The sequence below is a fragment of the Sulfitobacter sp. genome (genome assembly GCF_036961165.1).
Classification (GTDB): domain Bacteria; phylum Pseudomonadota; class Alphaproteobacteria; order Rhodobacterales; family Rhodobacteraceae; genus Sulfitobacter.
On sequence record NZ_JBALVJ010000032.1, the window covers coordinates 26294 to 43804 of the forward strand.

Here is a 17511-nt window from a genome sequence, read left to right on the forward strand (position 1 = left end):
GCGCCGGACAATTTCGGTACGCCGACAGGATCAGATAGCAAATGAATGACGAGTCGAATGAAGATCTGCCGCTTGAGATCGTCAAGCACGGCGCGGACGGCCCCGCGAAGCCATCCCAGCGCCGTTGGTTCCACAAACGCTACCTTCTTGTTCTGTTGATTCCTGTCGTCTTGTTCACAGGGGCCGTGATCGGAATGTATTACCAGCCACCTGGATTGCAAAAGTTCTATGCGGTGACAGGGCTGCAACCGGGGGGCGGTTCCGGTTCGCCGATTGCTTTGCCGCCAGAGATCGAGCTGCCTCAGGATATGGTGGAAACCATGCGTGCGACCGATGTGATCGGCTTGGCTCGCCTTATGCCGCGCGGGGACGTGTCGATTGTTGCTGCACCTTACGGAGCCGGAGATGCCCGTGTGGCGGAAATTCTGGTGGTGGAAGGTGAGAGGCTGGAGAAGGGAACGCCGGTTGCGCGGCTCGATAACCACGAAGTGCTGCAAAGTGCTGTTTTGCAGGCCGAGGCCGCAGTTGCTATCCGCGAGGCGACGCTGATGCAAACCCGTACGGCTGTGCAGAACAGTCGCGACGAGGCGCAAGCGGCACTGGATCAACTGCGCAGCGCCGCAGCGGAGGCCGAAGCGGATCTGGCGCGGACAAAATCCCTGTTTGATCGCGGTGTCACCACCCGCGCAACGCTGGATACCCTTACTGCAGCTGCACAGCAGGCCGCGTCGGCCGTAACAAAAGCCGAGGCGACGCTGGCGCGCTACGCTGCGGTCGCCTTAGAGAAGCAACCAGATGTTATTGTAGCTGCCCGCAACCTTGATGCGGTAAAGGCCGATCTGAACCGTGCCCGCCGTGACCTTGCCCGTGCTGACGTGTTGGCACCCATCACAGGGAGGGTGTTGGATATCCATGCCACGCCCGGTCAGCGCCCGCCGGCTGAAGGCATCATGGAAATGGGCGACACCGATCAGATGATGGCTGAAGTCGAGATTTATCAGGACCGCATCGTTCAGGTGCAGCCCGGACAACCGGTGGAGCTGGTCTCGACCGCGCTGGGCCAGACGTTTCAAGGAAAGGTTGCGTTCATAGGCCTGACCGTGGGGCGACAAGGGCTTGTGTCGGACGACACCGCCGCCAACACTGATGCGCGGGTGATCAGGGTCATGGTGGAGCTGGACGCGGCGTCTTCACTGATCGCATCGCGCTTTACCAATCTTGAGGTAATCGCGCGCATCGACACCCATGAATTTGAACGCAAATGACCCGCCTTTTGCACGCACTACTGGGTCGCTTGCCAATCGGCTGGTTGCAGCTGACGCACAGCCGCCCGCGCTTTGCCGCCGCACTTGCCGGTGTGGCCTTTGCCAATGTGCTGGTCTTTGTGCAGCTTGGCATCATGAATTCGATGTCCACAGCGACGCTTAAACCCTACGAGTTCTTCACGGCCGATATCATGATCTCTGCCGGTGACGCGAATTCGATGGCCGAGGGCGGCAATGTTGCCCGCCAATGGCTGCTGCAAGCACTGGCGGACGCAGATGTCGAGGCCGGCATGGGCCTGTTTATCGGCAATGTATCATGGCAGCGTGCGAATAAGACGTTAGGCCTTACGACCTACGGAGTTGATCCGACCCAAGGCAGGTTCCTTTCGCCGGATATTGCGACCAAAAGTGCAGTGCTGCAGCTTCAGGGCGCAGGTCTGGTCGACCGTTTCAGCCGTGGCTTGCCGCGCGAGGAGGCTGCTTCGATCCGGCCACAGACGCCGCTGTCTTTCGAGGTCTCCGGCAATACGCTGACGCTTTATGACACGTTCGCAGGCGGCGGCGGGTTTGGCGGTGATGGTTATATGATGGTGTCTGACCAGACTTTTTTGACGCTCTTTGGGGCGCGCTCCTCTTCTGCGCCGGACCATATCTTGCTGAAAACAAGGCCGGGTGTTGATCCGGAAAAGGTGGCGGCGCGTCTGCGCACGTTGATCTCGGACAAAACGCTTAGGGTGCGTAGTTACACAAATGCAGGTCTTGAAGACTTATCTTATCAGCAGACCAAGCGTCCGACGGGAATCATCTTTGGCTTTGGGGTTATCATCGGCATTCTTGTAGGGCTCGTGATCGTCTATCAGGTGCTTTCCACGGATGTGTCCGACCACATGCGAGAGTACGCGACCTTTAAAGCGATGGGATATAGCCATTCGTTCTTTCTGGGGATCGTCATCGAAGAGGCTGTTATTCTGGGCGTCTTTGGCTTCGTCCCCGGCATAGCTGTCGGCACCTTTATTCTCACGGCTATGGCCGCAGCGACTACGCTGCCGCTGAAAATGACCATTGGCATGGCGCTGTCTGTTTTTGTCGGGACGGTCGTGGCCTGCGCTCTTTCTGGCGCGATTGCGACCCGGCGTCTGGCTGCTGCCGATCCGGCGGAATTGTTCTGAGGTGGTGATGCAAAATCCATACCCGATCGCAGCGCTAAATTTGAACCACTGGTTCGGAACGTGTGAGGCGAAAAAGCAGGCCTTGTTCGATATCAACGTTGAGGTCGAACGTGGCAGTCTGACTGTTTTGGTCGGGCCTTCAGGATCTGGAAAAACGACCTTGTTGACCCTGCTGGGCTGCCTGCGCGAAGTGCAGGACGGATCGGTTCAACTGCTTGGCCATGAATTGAACGGGGCGAATGGCTCCTTGCTCACGTCGCTCAGGCGGAGGCTGGGTTTTGTGTTTCAAGCGCATAACTTGCACAACAGTCTGACGGCGCGCCAGAACGTGGTGGTGGGGTTGCAGGTGCACGGCACACTCCCACCCGAACAGTCAGACGAGGCGGCCAGCCATGTACTTGGGCTGCTGGGGCTGGGGGATCGTTTGGACTACCTACCTGCCAATCTGTCGGGAGGTCAAAAACAGCGCGTTGCAGTGGCGCGTGCGCTGGTTGGCAATCCCGATGTGATCTTTGCAGATGAACCGACTGCTGCGCTGGACCGCGAAAGCGGCGGCAATGTCGTAGCGCTTATCAAGCGGCTGGGCCGTGAGCGGGGGACGACCACTGTAATGGTCACTCACGACAACCGCATTCTTGATCAGGCCGACCGCATTGTCACCCTTGAAGAAGGGCGTATCGTCGATAAAAGCAGCTGAACTTTCGGTCGATAAGGTGCGGTGGGGCGGGCGATACGTCAGTCTGCTTCCAGCACCTTTCGCGCAACGCGGAAGCATTCCAGTGCCTGTGGAACGCCGCAATAGATGCCAATGACATGAATGATCGCACGCAGTTCATCTTGAGTGACGCCATTATTGATCGCGCCGCGGCAATGGATTTCCCATTCGTGCATCTTCCCCAAAGCACCAATCATTGACAGGTTCATCATGCTGCGGGTTTTCGGGTCAATTGCATCGTCGCCCCAGCCAAAGCCCCAGCACCACGCTGTCATGGCCTCCTGAAACGGGCGGGAAAACTCATCCGCTGCGGCCAGATTTTTCTCTACGTATTCAGCGCCTAAAGTGGCCTTGCGTTGTTCTAGTCCCTTCAGGAACAAGTCTTCGTCGAATGCGCTCATGGTGGCTCCTTTCAGATGGATGGTCGATCAACCGCTGCTTGACCGCGCTTGGTTGACGCTGTTTCGGGTCGGCCTACAAACCATACTGCTTTGCGCCGGTTCCCGCGTCTATAGTTGGATTGGAATAGTCACCAAAAGCGTTTCAACGCCGCGATCAGACGGGTCAGCCGCCCGCGTAATGTCTCAGTTGTTTGCACGATCTGTGGCGGGTCATTCATCTGACTTGAGGGCGCGGGGCAGGGGCAATTTATTTTATTCTTCCAAATCCCCGTCATGAAGAACGGCGTTCCAATGAATTCCATAGAGATATCACGACAGACTTGTTGTTCCCGCCCCCATTGAAGCGGCCATCACGCGTGTTACTTGACCCATGAAAGTATGGAGTAAATTATGAAAATTTCCGCCGCAGCTACAGCACTCGCTTTGTCAGTTTCATTCAGCGCGGCGCAGGCCGAAACGCTCAACGTAGGGATGTCGGGTGGCTACTTTCCCTTCACCTTTGTCAAGTTGGACAAACTGCAGGGTTTTGAAGTTGATTTCGTCAACGCAATCGCCGCGGAAACCGGGGACGAAGTCAATTTCGTCACGATGTCCTTTTCCGGCCTTATCGGCGCACTGGAAATCGGCCGTATCGATACTATTGCCAACCAGATCACGATCACACCGGAACGCGAGGCAAAGTTCGCCTTCTCGCAGGCGTACGTCTTTGACGGGGCGCAAGTCGTGGTGAAAGCCGGCAACGAGGATACAATCGCAAGCGTAGAGGATCTGAGCGGCAAAACGGTCGCGGTCAACCTTGGCTCAAACTTCGAGCAATTGCTGAACGAACTTCCGAATGCCGGTGAAATTGACATTCGCACGTACGAAAGCAATATCGCGCAGGACACTGCCCTTGGCCGCGTAGATGCTTTTGTTATGGATCGTGTGTCCTCTGGCCAATTGATCGCTGAAAGCCCGCTGCCATTGGCGCTTGCTGGCAAATCGTTCAGCCAAATCCGCAACGCGCTGCCGTTCCGCAATGACGACAGCGGAGTCGAGTTGCGCAACAAGATCGACGCCGCCATTGTCACCCTTAAAGAGAACGGCACTTTGACCGAGATCTCTGAAAAGTGGTTCGGCACCGACATTACAGTCGCGGAGTGAATTGATGCGAGCACTGGACTTTCAATACATGTGGGACTTGCTGCCAGTTCTGCTGGGCTATGTGCCGTTGACGCTGTTCATGGCCTTGATTGGTATGTTTTTCGCACTCATACTGGCCTCAATCATGGCGGTTGAACGGGTGTTCCGCGTGCCAGTGCTTGATGTATTTGTGCGTCTTTTCATAAGCTTCTTCCGTGGCACACCGTTGCTGGTACAGCTCTTCTTGTTTTACTACGGCTTGCCACAGGTTTTGGCATTCCTGACCAACATCAACGGTGTCACCGCCACAATCATGGGGCTGACGCTACACTTTTCAGCCTATATGGCCGAAAGCATTCGGGCCGCGATCCTTGGTGTCGACCGCAGTCAGTGGGAGGCCGCCCAAGCGGTGGGCATGACCCAAATCCAGATGATGCGCCACATCATCCTGCCGCAGGCTGCGCGCGTGGCTGCACCAACGCTTGTGAATTACTTCATCGACATGATCAAAGGTACATCGCTGGCGTTTACGCTGGGGGTCACCGAATTGATGGGCGCGACACAGAAAGAGGCTGCGGGCAGCTTTCTTTATTTTGAGGCATTTCTGGTTGTCGCTGCCCTCTACTGGATCATGGTCGAGGCACTGTCATTCGCGCAGCACCATCTGGAGACCTATGTGGATAAGGCATACGCAAGATGACATCTAACGCCGCGATATCTGTGACTGGGCTGAACAAATCCTTTGGTGACACGTCCGTTCTGAAGAATATCTTGTTGGATATCGAAGCGGGGGAGCGTGTCGTTGTTATCGGTCCATCCGGTACCGGTAAGTCTACGCTGCTGAGGTGTCTGAACTATCTGGATCGCCCCGACAGTGGGTCTATCCGGGTTGGTGATCTTAATGTTGATCCTGCCAGCGCATCGCGGGCAGACGTTCTTGCGCTGCGCCGCCGCACGTCATTTGTGTTTCAGAACTATGCGCTTTTTGCCAACAAGACTGCGCGTGAAAACATCACGCAGGCGCTTATCACGGTGAAGGGCCAATCCGAAGCTGACGCCATCGCGCGCGCTGACGAGACACTGCGCGAGACCGGCCTGATCGACAAAGCCAACTCTTATCCGGCAGCCTTGTCTGGTGGCCAGCAGCAGCGTATCGGGATTGGTCGCGCCATGGCGTTAGATGCCGATTTGATGTTGTTCGATGAACCGACTTCGGCGCTTGATCCTGAGTGGGTAGGCGAAGTCCTTGACCTAATGCGCCGCGTCGCGGAAAAGCGCCAGACGATGTTGATCGTCACGCACGAGATGCAGTTTGCCCGTGAAATAGCCGACCGGATTATTTTCATGTCCGATGGGCAGATCGTCGAGCAAGGGCCACCCCGACAGCTTCTTGAAAACCCACAGGATCCCCGTACAAAAGCGTTCCTGCGCCGCGTCGGTAAAACCGGTTCAAGTGAGGGGTATTCCTGAGTGTAGGACGCCTCGGGAATTGTTCCTCATGAAAATACGAAGTGCCTCTTTTGTATTGGTGCCTTGATGAAATGCCGAGGTCGAGGGCAATGCAGCGATGGGTTCACGTGAACCGTTGAAACCGGCGCGGGCAGCGCGGATTGCTCCAAGTCTCGGTTCGTTCTCTCGTCTGCAGGTCTTTCTAGGTAATTGCCCTCTTCTGTTCACATCTTTGGGAGGTGTTGTAGGAGACTAATCAGGTAGGGCTTAGATCATATCTATGGCAGAGGCAAAAAAATCCGATCTAACGCGAAAACGCATTCTTGATTCAGGTCGTGCGCTTTTGCTTCGAAACAGGTTATCGGGCGTCGGGCCAGTGCGCATTCCAGCAGAAATTCAGGCTCCCAAGGGATCGTTCTATTACTACTACTTTGTGTCCAAGGAAGCCTTCGGCACCGCTCTTTATGCGGACTACGTTGAGAGCTATCTTGAACGCATCGATGTGCTGATCGCGGGCCCGGGAACGAGCGGCGAAAAGCTGGACAGGTTCTGGGATGCTTGGCCTGCTCAATCCGGTTCCGTCGGGACCGCGGGCGAATGCCTTGTGGTCAAGCTGGGCGCTGAAGTCGCCGATCTATCCAACAATATGCGTGACACTCTGGATCAGGGTGTTGATGCTTTGTGCGGTCGTATCGCGCGGTTGTTGTTGGGCGGCTCTAAGCACGGCCGTGTCCGCGTCTTTAACGCTCCGCAGGCGGCGGCATGTATGCTCTATCCCAAATGGCTAGGCGCTGCGGTGCTGGTCAAGCTTGCGAGTAACGACACGGGTCTGCGCAGGGCGCGGACCTAAACTTCTGCACAACTCTCCCCGAACGGGAATTAACCACGAACTGAAAGGGAGCAATATGTTTGCTGCTATCCACGACACATTTGGCGAGCCTGCCAAAATCCTCTCCCCACGCGATACCGACACGCCGACCCCTGCCGCTGGTGAGGCTTTGATCCGTATGGTGCTCTCGCCGATCCACAACCATGATCTTTGGACGATCCGTGGAAATTACGGCTACAAGCCTGAACTGCCGGGCGCGATCGGTGGCTCTGAAGCTGTGGGCATCGTTGAGGCCGTGGGGGACGGCGTCGATGCCGCCTTGGTCGGTCAGCGTGTTGTCGCTGCGGGTATTCATGGCACTTGGGCAGAGTATTTCACCGCCAGTGCTGCGGGTCTACTGCCCCTTCCTGACGCCATCCCCGACGAGGCAGGTGCGCAGCTGATCTCGATGCCATTAAGCGCGCTGTCGTTGCTGGAAACGCTCAAGGTCGGCAAGGGGGACTGGTTGATCCAGACCGCCGCAAACGGCGCGGTTGGTAAGATCATGGCCGGTTTGGTCAAAGCACGGGGCATTCACATCATTAACCTTGTTCGCCGTGACGAAGCCGCCGATGAGCTGCGCGCAGCAGGCATGGACAATGTGCTATCCACGTCAGATGCCGACTGGGCGACAAAAGCCCGCGACCTGATCGGCGAGGCCGGTGCCGTCTCGGCCATCGATTCAGTCGGCGGCGAAACGGCCGGTGAACTTGTGGAACTTCTGGGGCGAGACGGTGAATTGGTGGTCTTCGGCACCGCCACCGGAGAGCCGCTGTCCATGTCATCAGGCGAGCTGATCATGAAGCACATTACGGTGAAAGGCTTCTGGGGGTCGCGTGTCAGCAGTGAGATGGCACCCGACACCCGTCGCCGCCTGATTGGTGAACTTGTCCAGCTTGCCGCGCAGGGGCAGTTGCCGCTCGATACTGGCGGGACCTATCCACTGCCTGAAAGCGCCGATGCGATGAAGGCTGCCCTTGCGCCGGGACGTGGTGGAAAAATCATGCTGCGGCCCTGACGGTCGTTCGAAGATAAACGCAACGGCTTCGTTCACGCGCAGCCGTAGCTTCTGGGAGGGCATCAAAGGTGTAAGCGGCTTTCCATCTTTATCTAGCAACTTGATATTCTTTTTTCGCCAAACGGCGCCCGCCGCTGTTACGCCGATGTCGCTCATGCGAGATGGGCGGAATAGCAAGTTGGGCAAGGACGCTATGCACTCTTGTCATGAAGCCCGAAAGCCTGCAGCGCAGAAACGAACCAGATGGTCGGCTTGTGTGCCTTCCAGCTCAAATCCGCCCCCCAATGCCCCCATGCGATGCTGTGAAGTCAGCAGCGCGAGCATGGCCGAGACAGAAAAGACGAACCCCTCGGCGACCTGCTTTCTGGATGTCGCAGGGAGAAGTTTGATGATCTCGTTCAAAAAAACTTCTGCTACGGGATCGAAACACTCCGTAGAGATGTCACGCCAACGGTTATCGGCCGACACAAAGGCAACGAGGCGGGCATAGTTGCGCCAGCGAGGGTCCTCGGCTGACAAATCAAAAAACGGACGGATAAAGGCCGCAAGGACGCGCTCAAGCGTTTGATCCCCCTCGGATAGAACTTTCTTGAGCGCTTCGAGACGATCACACGACAAAGCTTCGGCACGGCGCGCAACAGTCTGATGAAACAGCGCTTTTTTGCCGCCACCATGGTGGTGGATGGTGCCCACGGGCTCGCCCGCTTTGGCTGCGATATCGCGGATCGTTGCCCCGTCGAACCCTCTTTCTGCAAAGACCTTTTCGGCGGCGTCGAACACGCGCGTTTTCGTTGCCAGCGCCCGCTTTGACGGGGCTCTTTTGTGCTTCTTCTCGGAGGGCGGTGTCAGTTCCATGAAAACAACTTGCCTTAACTCGAACACTTGTTCAAGTTAAGATCTGACATGGGAGGATGCGATGGGATAAACGCACAACCGGCTTGCCTTGATCGGGGCAGGGCCGATGGGCTTGGCGGCGGCAAAGCTACTGGCTGAACACGGGATAGATTTTCAGGGATTCCAGCTTAACTCCGGGGTAGGGGGCTGTGGGATATCGATGGCCCGCGCTCGACCATGTATGAGACGGCGCACCTAATCTCATCCAAGGAAATGACTGAGTTTGCGGATTTTCCGATGCGTGACGAGGTGGCCGAATATCCGTCACACCGCGAAATGAAGCGGTATTTTCAGGACTTCGCGGAGCATTTCGACCTGTGCAAATACTATAATTTCGGCGCTGAGGTGTTGTCGTGTACACCGCTGGGTCACTTAGGCGAGAGGTGGCGTATCACATGGCGCGATGACGCAGGCGAGTATGTCGAGGATTTTTCGGGGGTACTGATCGCCAATGGCACACTGAGCGCGCCAAACATGCCCACGTTCAAAGGCGTGTTCGACGGCGAGCTGATCCATTCCTTTCAGTACCGTCATGCAAGCCAGTTTGACGGTAAGCGCGTGCTGATTGTCGGGGCTGGTAATTCCGGCTGTGATATTGCCGTGGATGCAATCCACATGCTATTTCCACCGATCTGTCTATGCGGCGTGGGTATTACTTTGTGCCTAAATATGCGTTTAGCAAACCGGCCGATACCATGGGCGGGGCGATCAAATTGCCTATGGCGCTCAAGCGGATTGTGGATGAGACGATCCTGAGATGGTTCGTGGGCGACCCGCAAAAATATGGAGTTCCTAAGCCGGATTACAAGCTGTACGAAAGCCATCCGATCGTAAATTCGCTAGTGCTTTATCATGCGGGTCACGGCGACATTAAGATACGCCCCGACATTGATCGCCTCAGCGGTAAGACCGTCTATTTCAAGGATGGAACAAGCGCAGACTACGACATGATCCTAGCTGCGACAGGCTACAAACTGGACTATCCGTTTATCGACAGTACGCATCTCAACTGGCAGGGCGATGCTCCGCATTTTTATCTCAACTGTATGCACCCCGAACGGGATGATCTGTTCGTGCTCGGCATGGTGGAGGCGTCGGGCCTTGGCTGGCAGGGCAGACATGAACAGGCCGAGATGGTGGTGCGCTAAATCAAGGGATTGCGCGATGGTGCTGAGGACGCGCGCGTATTGCAAAAGACCAAGGCGCAGGAATTCGATCGTGCGACTGGCGGTATGGACTATATCGACCTTCCGCGCATGGCCTACTATGTCGACAAGGCGACCTACCGCAAAGCAGTGACTCGGTGGATCGTCAAACTGGGCGGGAGCCGAGCATGATTGACGATGCCGTGCTCAATTTCTCTGCGGGGTCGCTGACCCTTTTGAATGCTATTCTTGCGGTGGTGATGTTTTCCATCGCAATTGATCTGAAGCCAAGCGATTTCAAGGCGCTGGCAAAGGCGCCAAAACCGTTGCTCGTTGGCTTGGCCTCTCAGTTTATTGTGCTGCCTGTGCTGACCTTCCTGCTTGTGCTTGTCGCGCGGCTAGAGGCGTCTGTTGCATTGAGTTTGATACTTGTGGCGGCTTGTCCGGGTGGCAATATCTCGAATTTCATCACGCACCGTACGGGCGGGAATGCGGCGCTATCGGTTTCGATGACCGCCTTTGCCACTGTGGCGGCGATTGTGCTGACGCCGCTCAATATTGCATTCTGGGGGAGCCTTTATGAACCATCGGCCGAAATCCTGCGTACGACCGTGATTGATCCTGTCAGCATGGCGATAACAGTTGGCTTGATGCTGATCCTCCCCCTCTTTCTTGGCGTCACTCTAAACGCCCGTTGCCCAGATTTGACCTGCAAGCTACGTCTGCCGTTGCAATGGATATCGATGGCAATTTGCATCGCATTCTTCATCATAGCGCTTGCCGCCAATTGGGCATTGTTTCTGGCTTTTGCCGGTGGCATCGCGGGACTGGTGTTCGTTCACAACGCTCTTGAACTTGCCGGAGGCTACGCCACGGCGAGCCTTGGCGGCCTCTCTCCATTTGATCGCAGAGCAGTGACCATCGAGACAGGCATCCAGAATTCCGGTCTCGGGTTGGTTCTGATTTTTGGCTTCTTCGGCGGACTTGGCGGCATGGCGATTGTTGCGGCGTTCTGGGGCGTTTGGCATGCAATTTCGGACTGGTACTGGCCAGTATCATGTCGCGCACGGTGGCAAAGAGATGACCCGTATTCTGATCACAGGTGGCGCAGGTATGATCGGGCGCGCATTGGTCGAGGCACTACGGGGCCACGATATCGTCGTGACAGATCTAGCTCGTGCAGGCTTGCCGGATAAGGTGCAATTTCACCGTATGGATGTGACCGGTAGTGATCCCGACACGGTGATTGCAGAGCTGCGCCCTGATGTCGTCGTCCATCTTGCGTCCATCGTGACCCCGCCACGAGAGATGAGCCGGGAAGACGCGTTTGCAGTGGATGTCACGGGGACGCGCAACGTGCTGGAAGCTTGCAAAAAGCACGGTGTCAGACGGCTGGTCGTCACCAGTTCGGGTGCTGCCTATGGATACCACGCTGACAACCCTGTTCCACTGACGGAAGACGCGCCTTGTCGGGGGAACCCCGAATTCCCCTATGCAGACCATAAGCGTCAGGTCGAAGAGATGCTGGCAGCAGCTCGGCAGCAGCACCCCGAACTTGAGCAGGTCATTCTGCGCATCGGCACCGTACTGGGGGCGGGAACCGACAACCAGATTACTGCGCTTTTTCGTCGCAAAAGGTTGCTTGCAATTAAGGGGAGCGATAGCCCGTTCGTCTTCATTTGGACACGCGACCTTGCCCGTATCCTCAAACGCGCCGCTACTGAAGGTCCGGCCGGCATCTACAACGTGGCAGGGGATGGCTGGATGTCTATTGATCATCTGGCAGAGGCATTGGGTAAACCGGTTCTGCGCCTGCCTGCTTGGGCGTTGAAAGCTGCGTTGGCTGTTGCGCGGCCGTTGGGGCTGTCGCTTTACGGGCCAGAGCAGGTCCGGTTTTTGCAATATCGTCCGGTGCTGGACAACAACCGGCTCAAGTCCGTGTTTGGGTATTCGCCAGAGCTTAGCTCCGTCGAAGTTTTCGGTCTTTGGCGGCGTGAGGCGGGGCTATGAAGACTGCAGTTATCTCTGGTGGGAACGGCGGCTTGGGCCGCGCGCTGGCCGCGCAGTTGGAAGGGCAGGGCTGGCATTGCGTGCTGTTGGATGTGAACATCGCTGGCCTAGAGGCATCCAATAGCCGCACGTCGGCGGCTGTTGATCTTACTGATCTAACCGCGCTGGAACGCGCGACGTCGCAAATCATCGCAGCGCGTCCGTCTATAGACTTGGTGATTTACAACGCGGGAGTGTCGCAGATTGCCCCGTTTGAGGAGACGAACGCGGGCAGCCATGGGCGGGTCTTCCACATCATTTATTTCGCCGCAGTTGAAATGACGCGAGTTTTTCTGCACTCGATCCGTAAGAGCGGCGGAACCCATCTTGGGATCTCTTCGGTTGCTGGTTTTGCCCCTTTGCATGGCCGCACGGCCTATGCCGCATCTAAACATGCGATGCAGGGGTTCTTCTCATCTCTACGCTCTGAAGAGGCACCATTCGGTGTCCGTTGCTTGATAGCCGCGCCTAGCTTCATTGCCACCAATATTGGGAATGCCCAACGCACGGAGGACGGGATTTTGCGACCCGGGGCCGCGACGGATGGTATTGATTACATGACACCCGAAGCCGCTGCCAAAGTGATCCTTCGAGGGGTGGATAAAGGGCAAGAGTTCATACCAGTAGGTCGCGTGGCGCTACTTGCTTCGCTGCTGATGCGTGTGTCGCCCAAGCTCTACCAGCGCTCCATGCTTCGTAACCTGCGCGCTAAGTGACTGCAGAAATATGCGTATTTGGTGGTTCGCTCACGGGCGGCAGTTGATGCGCCGTACAGTTTATCAGGGCCAACCGTGCAAATTCCGTGGTCTTTTAGCAAATATCAATATTGAAGAATTGCTGTCTTTTGAGCCGAGGCACCGTCTAGAGCGCAAAATCTGTAAGCTCTATCTTGCCAAATCCGCTGGGGCTCAGACAACTTTGGCTGATGAAACCCTAACTCGTTGCAGCCGCTCCGACGCACTGGAAGATGCATCGGAGCGGGCATTTTCAGATTTTCGACTAGATCGGAAACTGCGGGTTCATCAGGAACTTCTCGCCCGTCTTCTTCGCACTGTAGCGCGCAACAACATCTGGCTGCAAAGCGTCCGAGAGGGAAATCTCATCCGAATATTCGTTTACAAAAGTCGTGGTCAGTTCTTTGACCACGCGCGCGCGCATGCGGCCTGCAACTTCTTGTCCGACACGGCCAAGGAAGTTGGGCAGCAGCCACCCGCCAACGCCCCATGCCATGCCGTATCCGCGCGTGAGTGTTGTTTCTGATGTGTTGAGACCACCATAGAGGTAGACCTGCTTGTGTTTTACGGAACCGTAAATGCTGTATGCGCCAGGGGTGCGCTCGGCAGCGGCCTCCATTGCGCTAAGGATATCAGATGCTAAACGCCCGCCGCCTGTCGCATCAAAGGCCAGCGTCGCACCTGTTTCGTGGATCGCATCAATCAGGTCAGCCATAAAGCTGTCTTTTGAGCTGTCTACGACATAGGTTGCGCCCATATCGCGAAGAGTTTTCTCTTGTGCCGCGGACCGCACAATATTGACCAGCTGCACTTCGTCTGCCTGGCAAATGCGGTTTAACATTTGACCCAAGTTGGAGGCCGCCGCCGTATGAACCAGCGCTGTGTGACCTTCCAGACGCATGGTTTCGACCATCGACAACGCAGTCAACGGGTTCACAAAACAAGCCGCACCATCTTTGGCTGTATGGTCTGGGCCAAGCGGCAAACACATGGCTGCTTTGATCAAGCGGTACTGGGAATACATCCCGCCGCCCATGACGCCGACGAGCTTGCCCATCAACCCTTGAGCATTCTCACCAGCGGCAACAACTGTTCCGCTGCCCTCATTGCCGATAGGAAGGTCTTGCCCAACACGGGCTTTCATGACCCTCATGCCCTGTTCTGAAACGGGTGCTTTTAGAACCGTAGCGGCCCCTGCGCCGGTTGTTGTGGATTTGTCCATTGAAGCCCAGCCAAACATCACACCCTGATCTGATGGGTTGATCGGCGCCGCTTCAACGCGCACCAGCACTTCATCGGGCCCAGGCGTTGGCATTTCTTTTTCAGCAAAATGCATCTGTAGTTCGCCGGTTTCGGTCAACGTGGACAGCAACTGCAGATAGGTCTGTGGCAATGACATAATAAATCTCTTTCGTTGGGTTTGTTCCGTACCACCATGTGAGACATGGACTCACAGTCCCTGCTGGCAGAGGATACGACTATTTACTGTCGAATGTTAGCATGGCCCAATCCAGAGGAAAGAGTAACCTAACGGAAAACAGTCTCAGACTTAAATGGGTAGTCCGCCACGGCCGCTAAGGATCGAAAGCGACATCCTTTCAGACGGGTAGATAGCGGACATTCGCAGCATTTAGTTTGCAAAGAAGCGCATGCAGCTATTCGATGATCTTGTTTCATAGACTGCCGTGGTGGGGGCAAGAGGACCCTAGTATCAAATCCGGAGCTCAGGCGTCAATAATAGCCAGCCTCACAACGGCGTCTCAGGACGCGTTAGCTTGTCTACGATGGCGCGGTAGTTGGCTATGTATGCCTCACGGGTATAGCGTTCCAGCCCGTTCACTACTTCACGCTGATAGCGAAGTGGATCCAGAAGCACGCGACGCATCGCCTCTGCAATTGCATCAATATCTCCGGGTAGCACGAGTTCGCCGTTTCTTCCGGGTTCAATCATTTCGCGGGGGCCATAATTAACGTCGTAGGAAATCACCGGGCAGTCATTGGAAAGTGCTTCGAGGATGGAAAGGCCAAACCCTTCGGTCGTCGTTGGATAGACAGATGCCAGCGCGCTTTGAAAAATTGCCAATGGATCGGTTGTGTAGCCTACTAATTTCACGCGATCACCACAGCCCAGCCGAGCGATTTGTGCTTCCAGTTGCTGCTGACCAGAACCTGTGCCGTAAATCAAATAGTCGACATCAGGAAACTCATCCATCACCTCACAAAAGGCCTCAATACACTCATGAATTGGCTTGCCCGTAAGCTTCAGCCGCGAAACGGTTACAAAGTGTTTTCGCTCTTGCCCGAGCGCTTGGCCGCGTTCGCAAAAATGTGGGATGACATGGACTTCGGAAGAGGGTGTTACGTCTTTTTCAATCTGCGCCTTGTGAACATTGGTCGATGTAATGATCGCCTCACCTTTGAAGTTTTCGATCAGATATTTTGATCGCGGAACGATCTTCCCATCAGGGCCACGGTGGTCTGCGTGCAAGAACAGGGCGCGCTGTCCTTTTGTCACGGGTGCAAGGTAGGCAGATGTGACACCGTCAAAGAAAACCACTGAATGGTCCCAATCAATCATTTCGAATAGATTTTGACCAAAGATACGCTCCATTCTGCAGATGGTGTCCGTAATCAGGTTCTTGCCGATCACAAACTTTCGGTCTTTTGATTTGGTCCATCTGATTGGCAGGGAATTCACAAAATCCGTCGTCTCAACTGTACCATCCGCGTTCCGCTTGATCAGTTGATGAAGGGAACCGTTGATAAGCGTATATAGAAGATTCCTGTCTTCATTTGTGACCGTCCGTTTGGTTATTGCACCGATCAAGGTTTGCTTTGTCCTGTCGATCATAACAGGTGCGCCATTTTGCGAGTAGATGGTCTTATTACCTTTGGTTTCGGTATGGCCATACTGCGGGAACCCGTTGAAGGGCTGAACCCCCGCTTTCAGTGCCGCGCTTTCACAGGCTTCGGGCACAGACAGGCAGCGAACATCCGAGCCAACTGTGCCATTGGCCTTAAGTTCGGCAAAATTGAGCTTTTGATGGGGGCTATGGTCGAGATTCAGGAGAACCGAGTCAAGATCAGCCATTTCGGAAAAGGGCATTCATGCGACGAATGACAGCTCTAACCTTGCCACCGCCACCAAGGCCGATCCTTTCGAAGATGCTGAAGACCCTGGTCAATCCGCTGCTCGCTTTGTCCTAATCCCAAATCCCATCAACGCTCTCCATGATCGCTCTTCACCAGTACAAGGGCAGGAAACGCTTTCGCCCGATGCGGAATATGCCATTCTTGATAGTATCGCACGAGTGCATCCAGAGAACATAGCCTTACATTTTAAAGCAGATTCCGTGAGGTTATGAGGCTCATTAATTGAGATATCTCTTCGGGGCCGTAGGATCGTTTCTTTTCAAGAATATCTGCTGTCGTGATCAAGTTGATTGGAGCTGCTGCGACAGCGATACCGCCTGATTGATCTTGTTTACCAACACCGCATATCGCGAATTGGTATCATCACTCAGAAAGGAAAACCATTTTGAAAGGATGACTTCGGTCTGGTTCTCGCCAATCGGTACATGGCTGCTTTTTATGTGGGGCATAGACATGCTTATCGGTTCAGAGTCGTGTCCATCAATCTTGATCGAGATGTATCCCATACCTGAATTGTCGACGACCGCCGGAAATCTTTTGTGTAAGGCATTATGACCAAATGAGAATATTGTGCGCTCCCCATGAACGCGGACTGCAGTCCCCATACTATTGAATGGCAGATTAGCTTGATAAACAAACATCTCTTTGTCTGCTTGGTAGTTGGTTATAACCAGCCCATTCGAGCGTGAGTAGCCGATCGGGACACGATCACTGAGCCGGATCATAAAGCTCCGCAGCTCTTGAATGTAGTCGTGTGATAGGCAATCATCGTCATCAATCCGGAAGTTGACTAAAGGCCGCCCCGCAACTGAATTCAATTCAGAAATTCGCGGCCATAACGCCTTGTGAACAGTTAATTCAGACGAAACCAATAGTTCGAGGTTTGGTTCAGCTACGCAGATGTCGTGCAATCGCTCAAGATAAACTTTTGGCATGATATCGGACGTCAAAATCAAGCAAATGAAATTTTTGTCAGATTGTGCTCTGAGCGAAGGTAGAAGAAAGTTCTCGAATAGAAAGAACCGCAGTTCCATCCGACTGGGTGCATAAAGCTGGGCGGCAACTTGGTCGCGCATGCTTTGGATTTCAGATGTGGTTTTGGCAGCGCGAGAAGTTTGCCAATCCCCTTTGCCGCAGAACGAAAAACGGCAAATACCAAGCGCGGGTTCGAACAAAGGCATCATGTCTCAATAACTCCGCACAATGACTGCGAAATCCTTGAAATTAATTCGTTGTTATCCATGACGGACCATCCGTGTGACGTCAGGATTTCTATCAGGGTCATAACTTTAACCAATCTCAGCCGCATGTGTGATGTCCAACAGCGGTTTTCTAGTGGCATCGTTGAAACAAGTACAGGCGCATCGAAAAGGGAGGCATTTTTTCGGTAACTGGACGCTGGTTCCGCGGCGAGATGGGTTTTTAGCTTTCACATTTCGGCTGTGGTGCGTTTTGAGAACTGCGCCACGCTAGCAGTGAAGTGGTCCGGCAAAATTGGACAGCGTGCTAAGATGTATCCAACCCGAACG

The 17511-nt window shown here is 54.9% G+C and carries 20 protein-coding genes; 15 read left to right on the forward strand and 5 right to left on the reverse strand.

Features of this window, described 5'->3' with window-relative positions:
* The first annotated feature begins 41 nt into the window (after positions 1-41).
* Genes V7730_RS13800 through V7730_RS13810 form a run of 3 tightly spaced genes read left to right on the forward strand, consistent with a single transcriptional unit; the run spans position 42 to position 3131 of the window.
* The gene (locus V7730_RS13800; RefSeq protein ID WP_335748177.1) at positions 42-1265 is read left to right on the forward strand and encodes an HlyD family efflux transporter periplasmic adaptor subunit; all 1224 of its coding nucleotides are present in this window, start codon (positions 42-44) and stop codon (positions 1263-1265) included.
* Positions 1262-2434 (forward strand): FtsX-like permease family protein, encoded by a 1173-nt coding sequence (locus tag V7730_RS13805; RefSeq protein ID WP_335748178.1) that lies wholly within the window; start codon positions 1262-1264, stop codon positions 2432-2434. The genes V7730_RS13800 and V7730_RS13805 overlap by 4 nt, the downstream gene beginning before the upstream one ends.
* A gap of 7 nt (positions 2435-2441) precedes the next feature.
* On the forward strand, positions 2442-3131 hold the full coding sequence (locus tag V7730_RS13810; protein WP_335748179.1) for an ATP-binding cassette domain-containing protein: 690 nt from the start codon (positions 2442-2444) through the stop codon (positions 3129-3131).
* A 38-nt stretch (positions 3132-3169) separates the two neighbouring features.
* Here V7730_RS13810 and V7730_RS13815 read toward each other — a convergent pair whose 3' ends face one another.
* Positions 3170-3550 carry a carboxymuconolactone decarboxylase family protein gene (locus tag V7730_RS13815; protein WP_335748180.1) on the reverse strand — a complete coding sequence of 127 codons (381 nt, stop codon included), beginning with the start codon at positions 3548-3550 and terminating at the stop codon, positions 3170-3172.
* 390 nt (positions 3551-3940) lie between these two features.
* Here V7730_RS13815 and V7730_RS13820 point away from each other — a divergent pair, with 390 nt between their 5' ends.
* From V7730_RS13820 to V7730_RS13840, 5 genes are all read left to right on the forward strand, one after another.
* A complete protein-coding gene (locus tag V7730_RS13820; protein WP_335748181.1) occupies positions 3941-4693 on the forward strand; it encodes an amino acid ABC transporter substrate-binding protein in 753 nt (250 codons plus the stop codon).
* 4 nt (positions 4694-4697) lie between these two features.
* On the forward strand, positions 4698-5372 hold the full coding sequence (locus V7730_RS13825; RefSeq protein WP_335748182.1) for an amino acid ABC transporter permease: 675 nt from the start codon (positions 4698-4700) through the stop codon (positions 5370-5372).
* Complete coding sequence (locus tag V7730_RS13830; RefSeq protein WP_335748183.1) at positions 5369-6142, forward strand: amino acid ABC transporter ATP-binding protein; 774 nt, start codon at positions 5369-5371, stop codon at positions 6140-6142. Before V7730_RS13825 ends, V7730_RS13830 begins: the two co-directional genes overlap by 4 nt.
* A 259-nt stretch (positions 6143-6401) precedes the next feature.
* A complete protein-coding gene (locus V7730_RS13835; RefSeq protein WP_335748184.1) occupies positions 6402-6971 on the forward strand; it encodes a TetR/AcrR family transcriptional regulator in 570 nt (189 codons plus the stop codon).
* Positions 6972-7026: 55 nt separating this feature from the next.
* A complete protein-coding gene (locus V7730_RS13840) occupies positions 7027-8007 on the forward strand; it encodes a zinc-binding dehydrogenase (RefSeq protein WP_335748185.1) in 981 nt (326 codons plus the stop codon).
* A 204-nt stretch (positions 8008-8211) separates the two neighbouring features.
* Here the strand turns inward: V7730_RS13840 and V7730_RS13845 are convergent, their stop codons facing one another.
* Positions 8212-8862 carry a TetR/AcrR family transcriptional regulator gene (locus V7730_RS13845; protein WP_335748186.1) on the reverse strand — a complete coding sequence of 217 codons (651 nt, stop codon included), beginning with the start codon at positions 8860-8862 and terminating at the stop codon, positions 8212-8214.
* Positions 8863-8968: 106 nt separating this feature from the next.
* Between V7730_RS13845 and V7730_RS13850 the strand changes: the two genes are divergently transcribed.
* The 7 genes from V7730_RS13850 to V7730_RS13880 are packed head-to-tail and all read left to right on the forward strand — an operon-like array spanning position 8969 to position 12811.
* On the forward strand, positions 8969-9100 hold the full coding sequence (locus V7730_RS13850; RefSeq protein WP_335748187.1) for a hypothetical protein: 132 nt from the start codon (positions 8969-8971) through the stop codon (positions 9098-9100).
* Positions 9101-9114: 14 nt separating this feature from the next.
* Positions 9115-9657 carry an NAD(P)-binding domain-containing protein gene (locus tag V7730_RS13855; RefSeq protein ID WP_335748188.1) on the forward strand — a complete coding sequence of 181 codons (543 nt, stop codon included), beginning with the start codon at positions 9115-9117 and terminating at the stop codon, positions 9655-9657.
* Positions 9621-10049 carry a hypothetical protein gene (locus V7730_RS13860; RefSeq protein ID WP_335748198.1) on the forward strand — a complete coding sequence of 143 codons (429 nt, stop codon included), beginning with the start codon at positions 9621-9623 and terminating at the stop codon, positions 10047-10049. Before V7730_RS13855 ends, V7730_RS13860 begins: the two co-directional genes overlap by 37 nt.
* A 39-nt stretch (positions 10050-10088) precedes the next feature.
* Complete coding sequence (locus tag V7730_RS13865) at positions 10089-10238, forward strand: hypothetical protein (protein ID WP_335748189.1); 150 nt, start codon at positions 10089-10091, stop codon at positions 10236-10238.
* A complete protein-coding gene (locus tag V7730_RS13870; RefSeq protein WP_335748190.1) occupies positions 10235-11242 on the forward strand; it encodes a bile acid:sodium symporter family protein in 1008 nt (335 codons plus the stop codon). Before V7730_RS13865 ends, V7730_RS13870 begins: the two co-directional genes overlap by 4 nt.
* Positions 11127-12056 (forward strand): SDR family oxidoreductase, encoded by a 930-nt coding sequence (locus V7730_RS13875; protein WP_335748191.1) that lies wholly within the window; start codon positions 11127-11129, stop codon positions 12054-12056. Before V7730_RS13870 ends, V7730_RS13875 begins: the two co-directional genes overlap by 116 nt.
* On the forward strand, positions 12053-12811 hold the full coding sequence (locus V7730_RS13880; RefSeq protein WP_335748192.1) for an SDR family NAD(P)-dependent oxidoreductase: 759 nt from the start codon (positions 12053-12055) through the stop codon (positions 12809-12811). The genes V7730_RS13875 and V7730_RS13880 overlap by 4 nt, the downstream gene beginning before the upstream one ends.
* Before the next feature lie 283 nt (positions 12812-13094).
* Here the strand turns inward: V7730_RS13880 and V7730_RS13885 are convergent, their stop codons facing one another.
* The 3 genes from V7730_RS13885 to V7730_RS13895 all read right to left on the reverse strand — a co-directional run bounded on the left by V7730_RS13885 (position 13095) and on the right by V7730_RS13895 (position 17166).
* On the reverse strand, positions 13095-14228 hold the full coding sequence (locus tag V7730_RS13885) for a zinc-binding dehydrogenase (protein ID WP_335748193.1): 1134 nt from the start codon (positions 14226-14228) through the stop codon (positions 13095-13097).
* 348 nt (positions 14229-14576) lie between these two features.
* A complete protein-coding gene (locus V7730_RS13890; RefSeq protein ID WP_335748194.1) occupies positions 14577-15920 on the reverse strand; it encodes a glycosyltransferase in 1344 nt (447 codons plus the stop codon).
* A gap of 343 nt (positions 15921-16263) precedes the next feature.
* Positions 16264-17166: a glycosyltransferase gene (locus V7730_RS13895; protein ID WP_335748195.1), complete on the reverse strand. Its 903-nt coding sequence runs from the start codon at positions 17164-17166 to the stop codon at positions 16264-16266.
* Positions 17167-17511 lie beyond the last annotated feature (345 nt).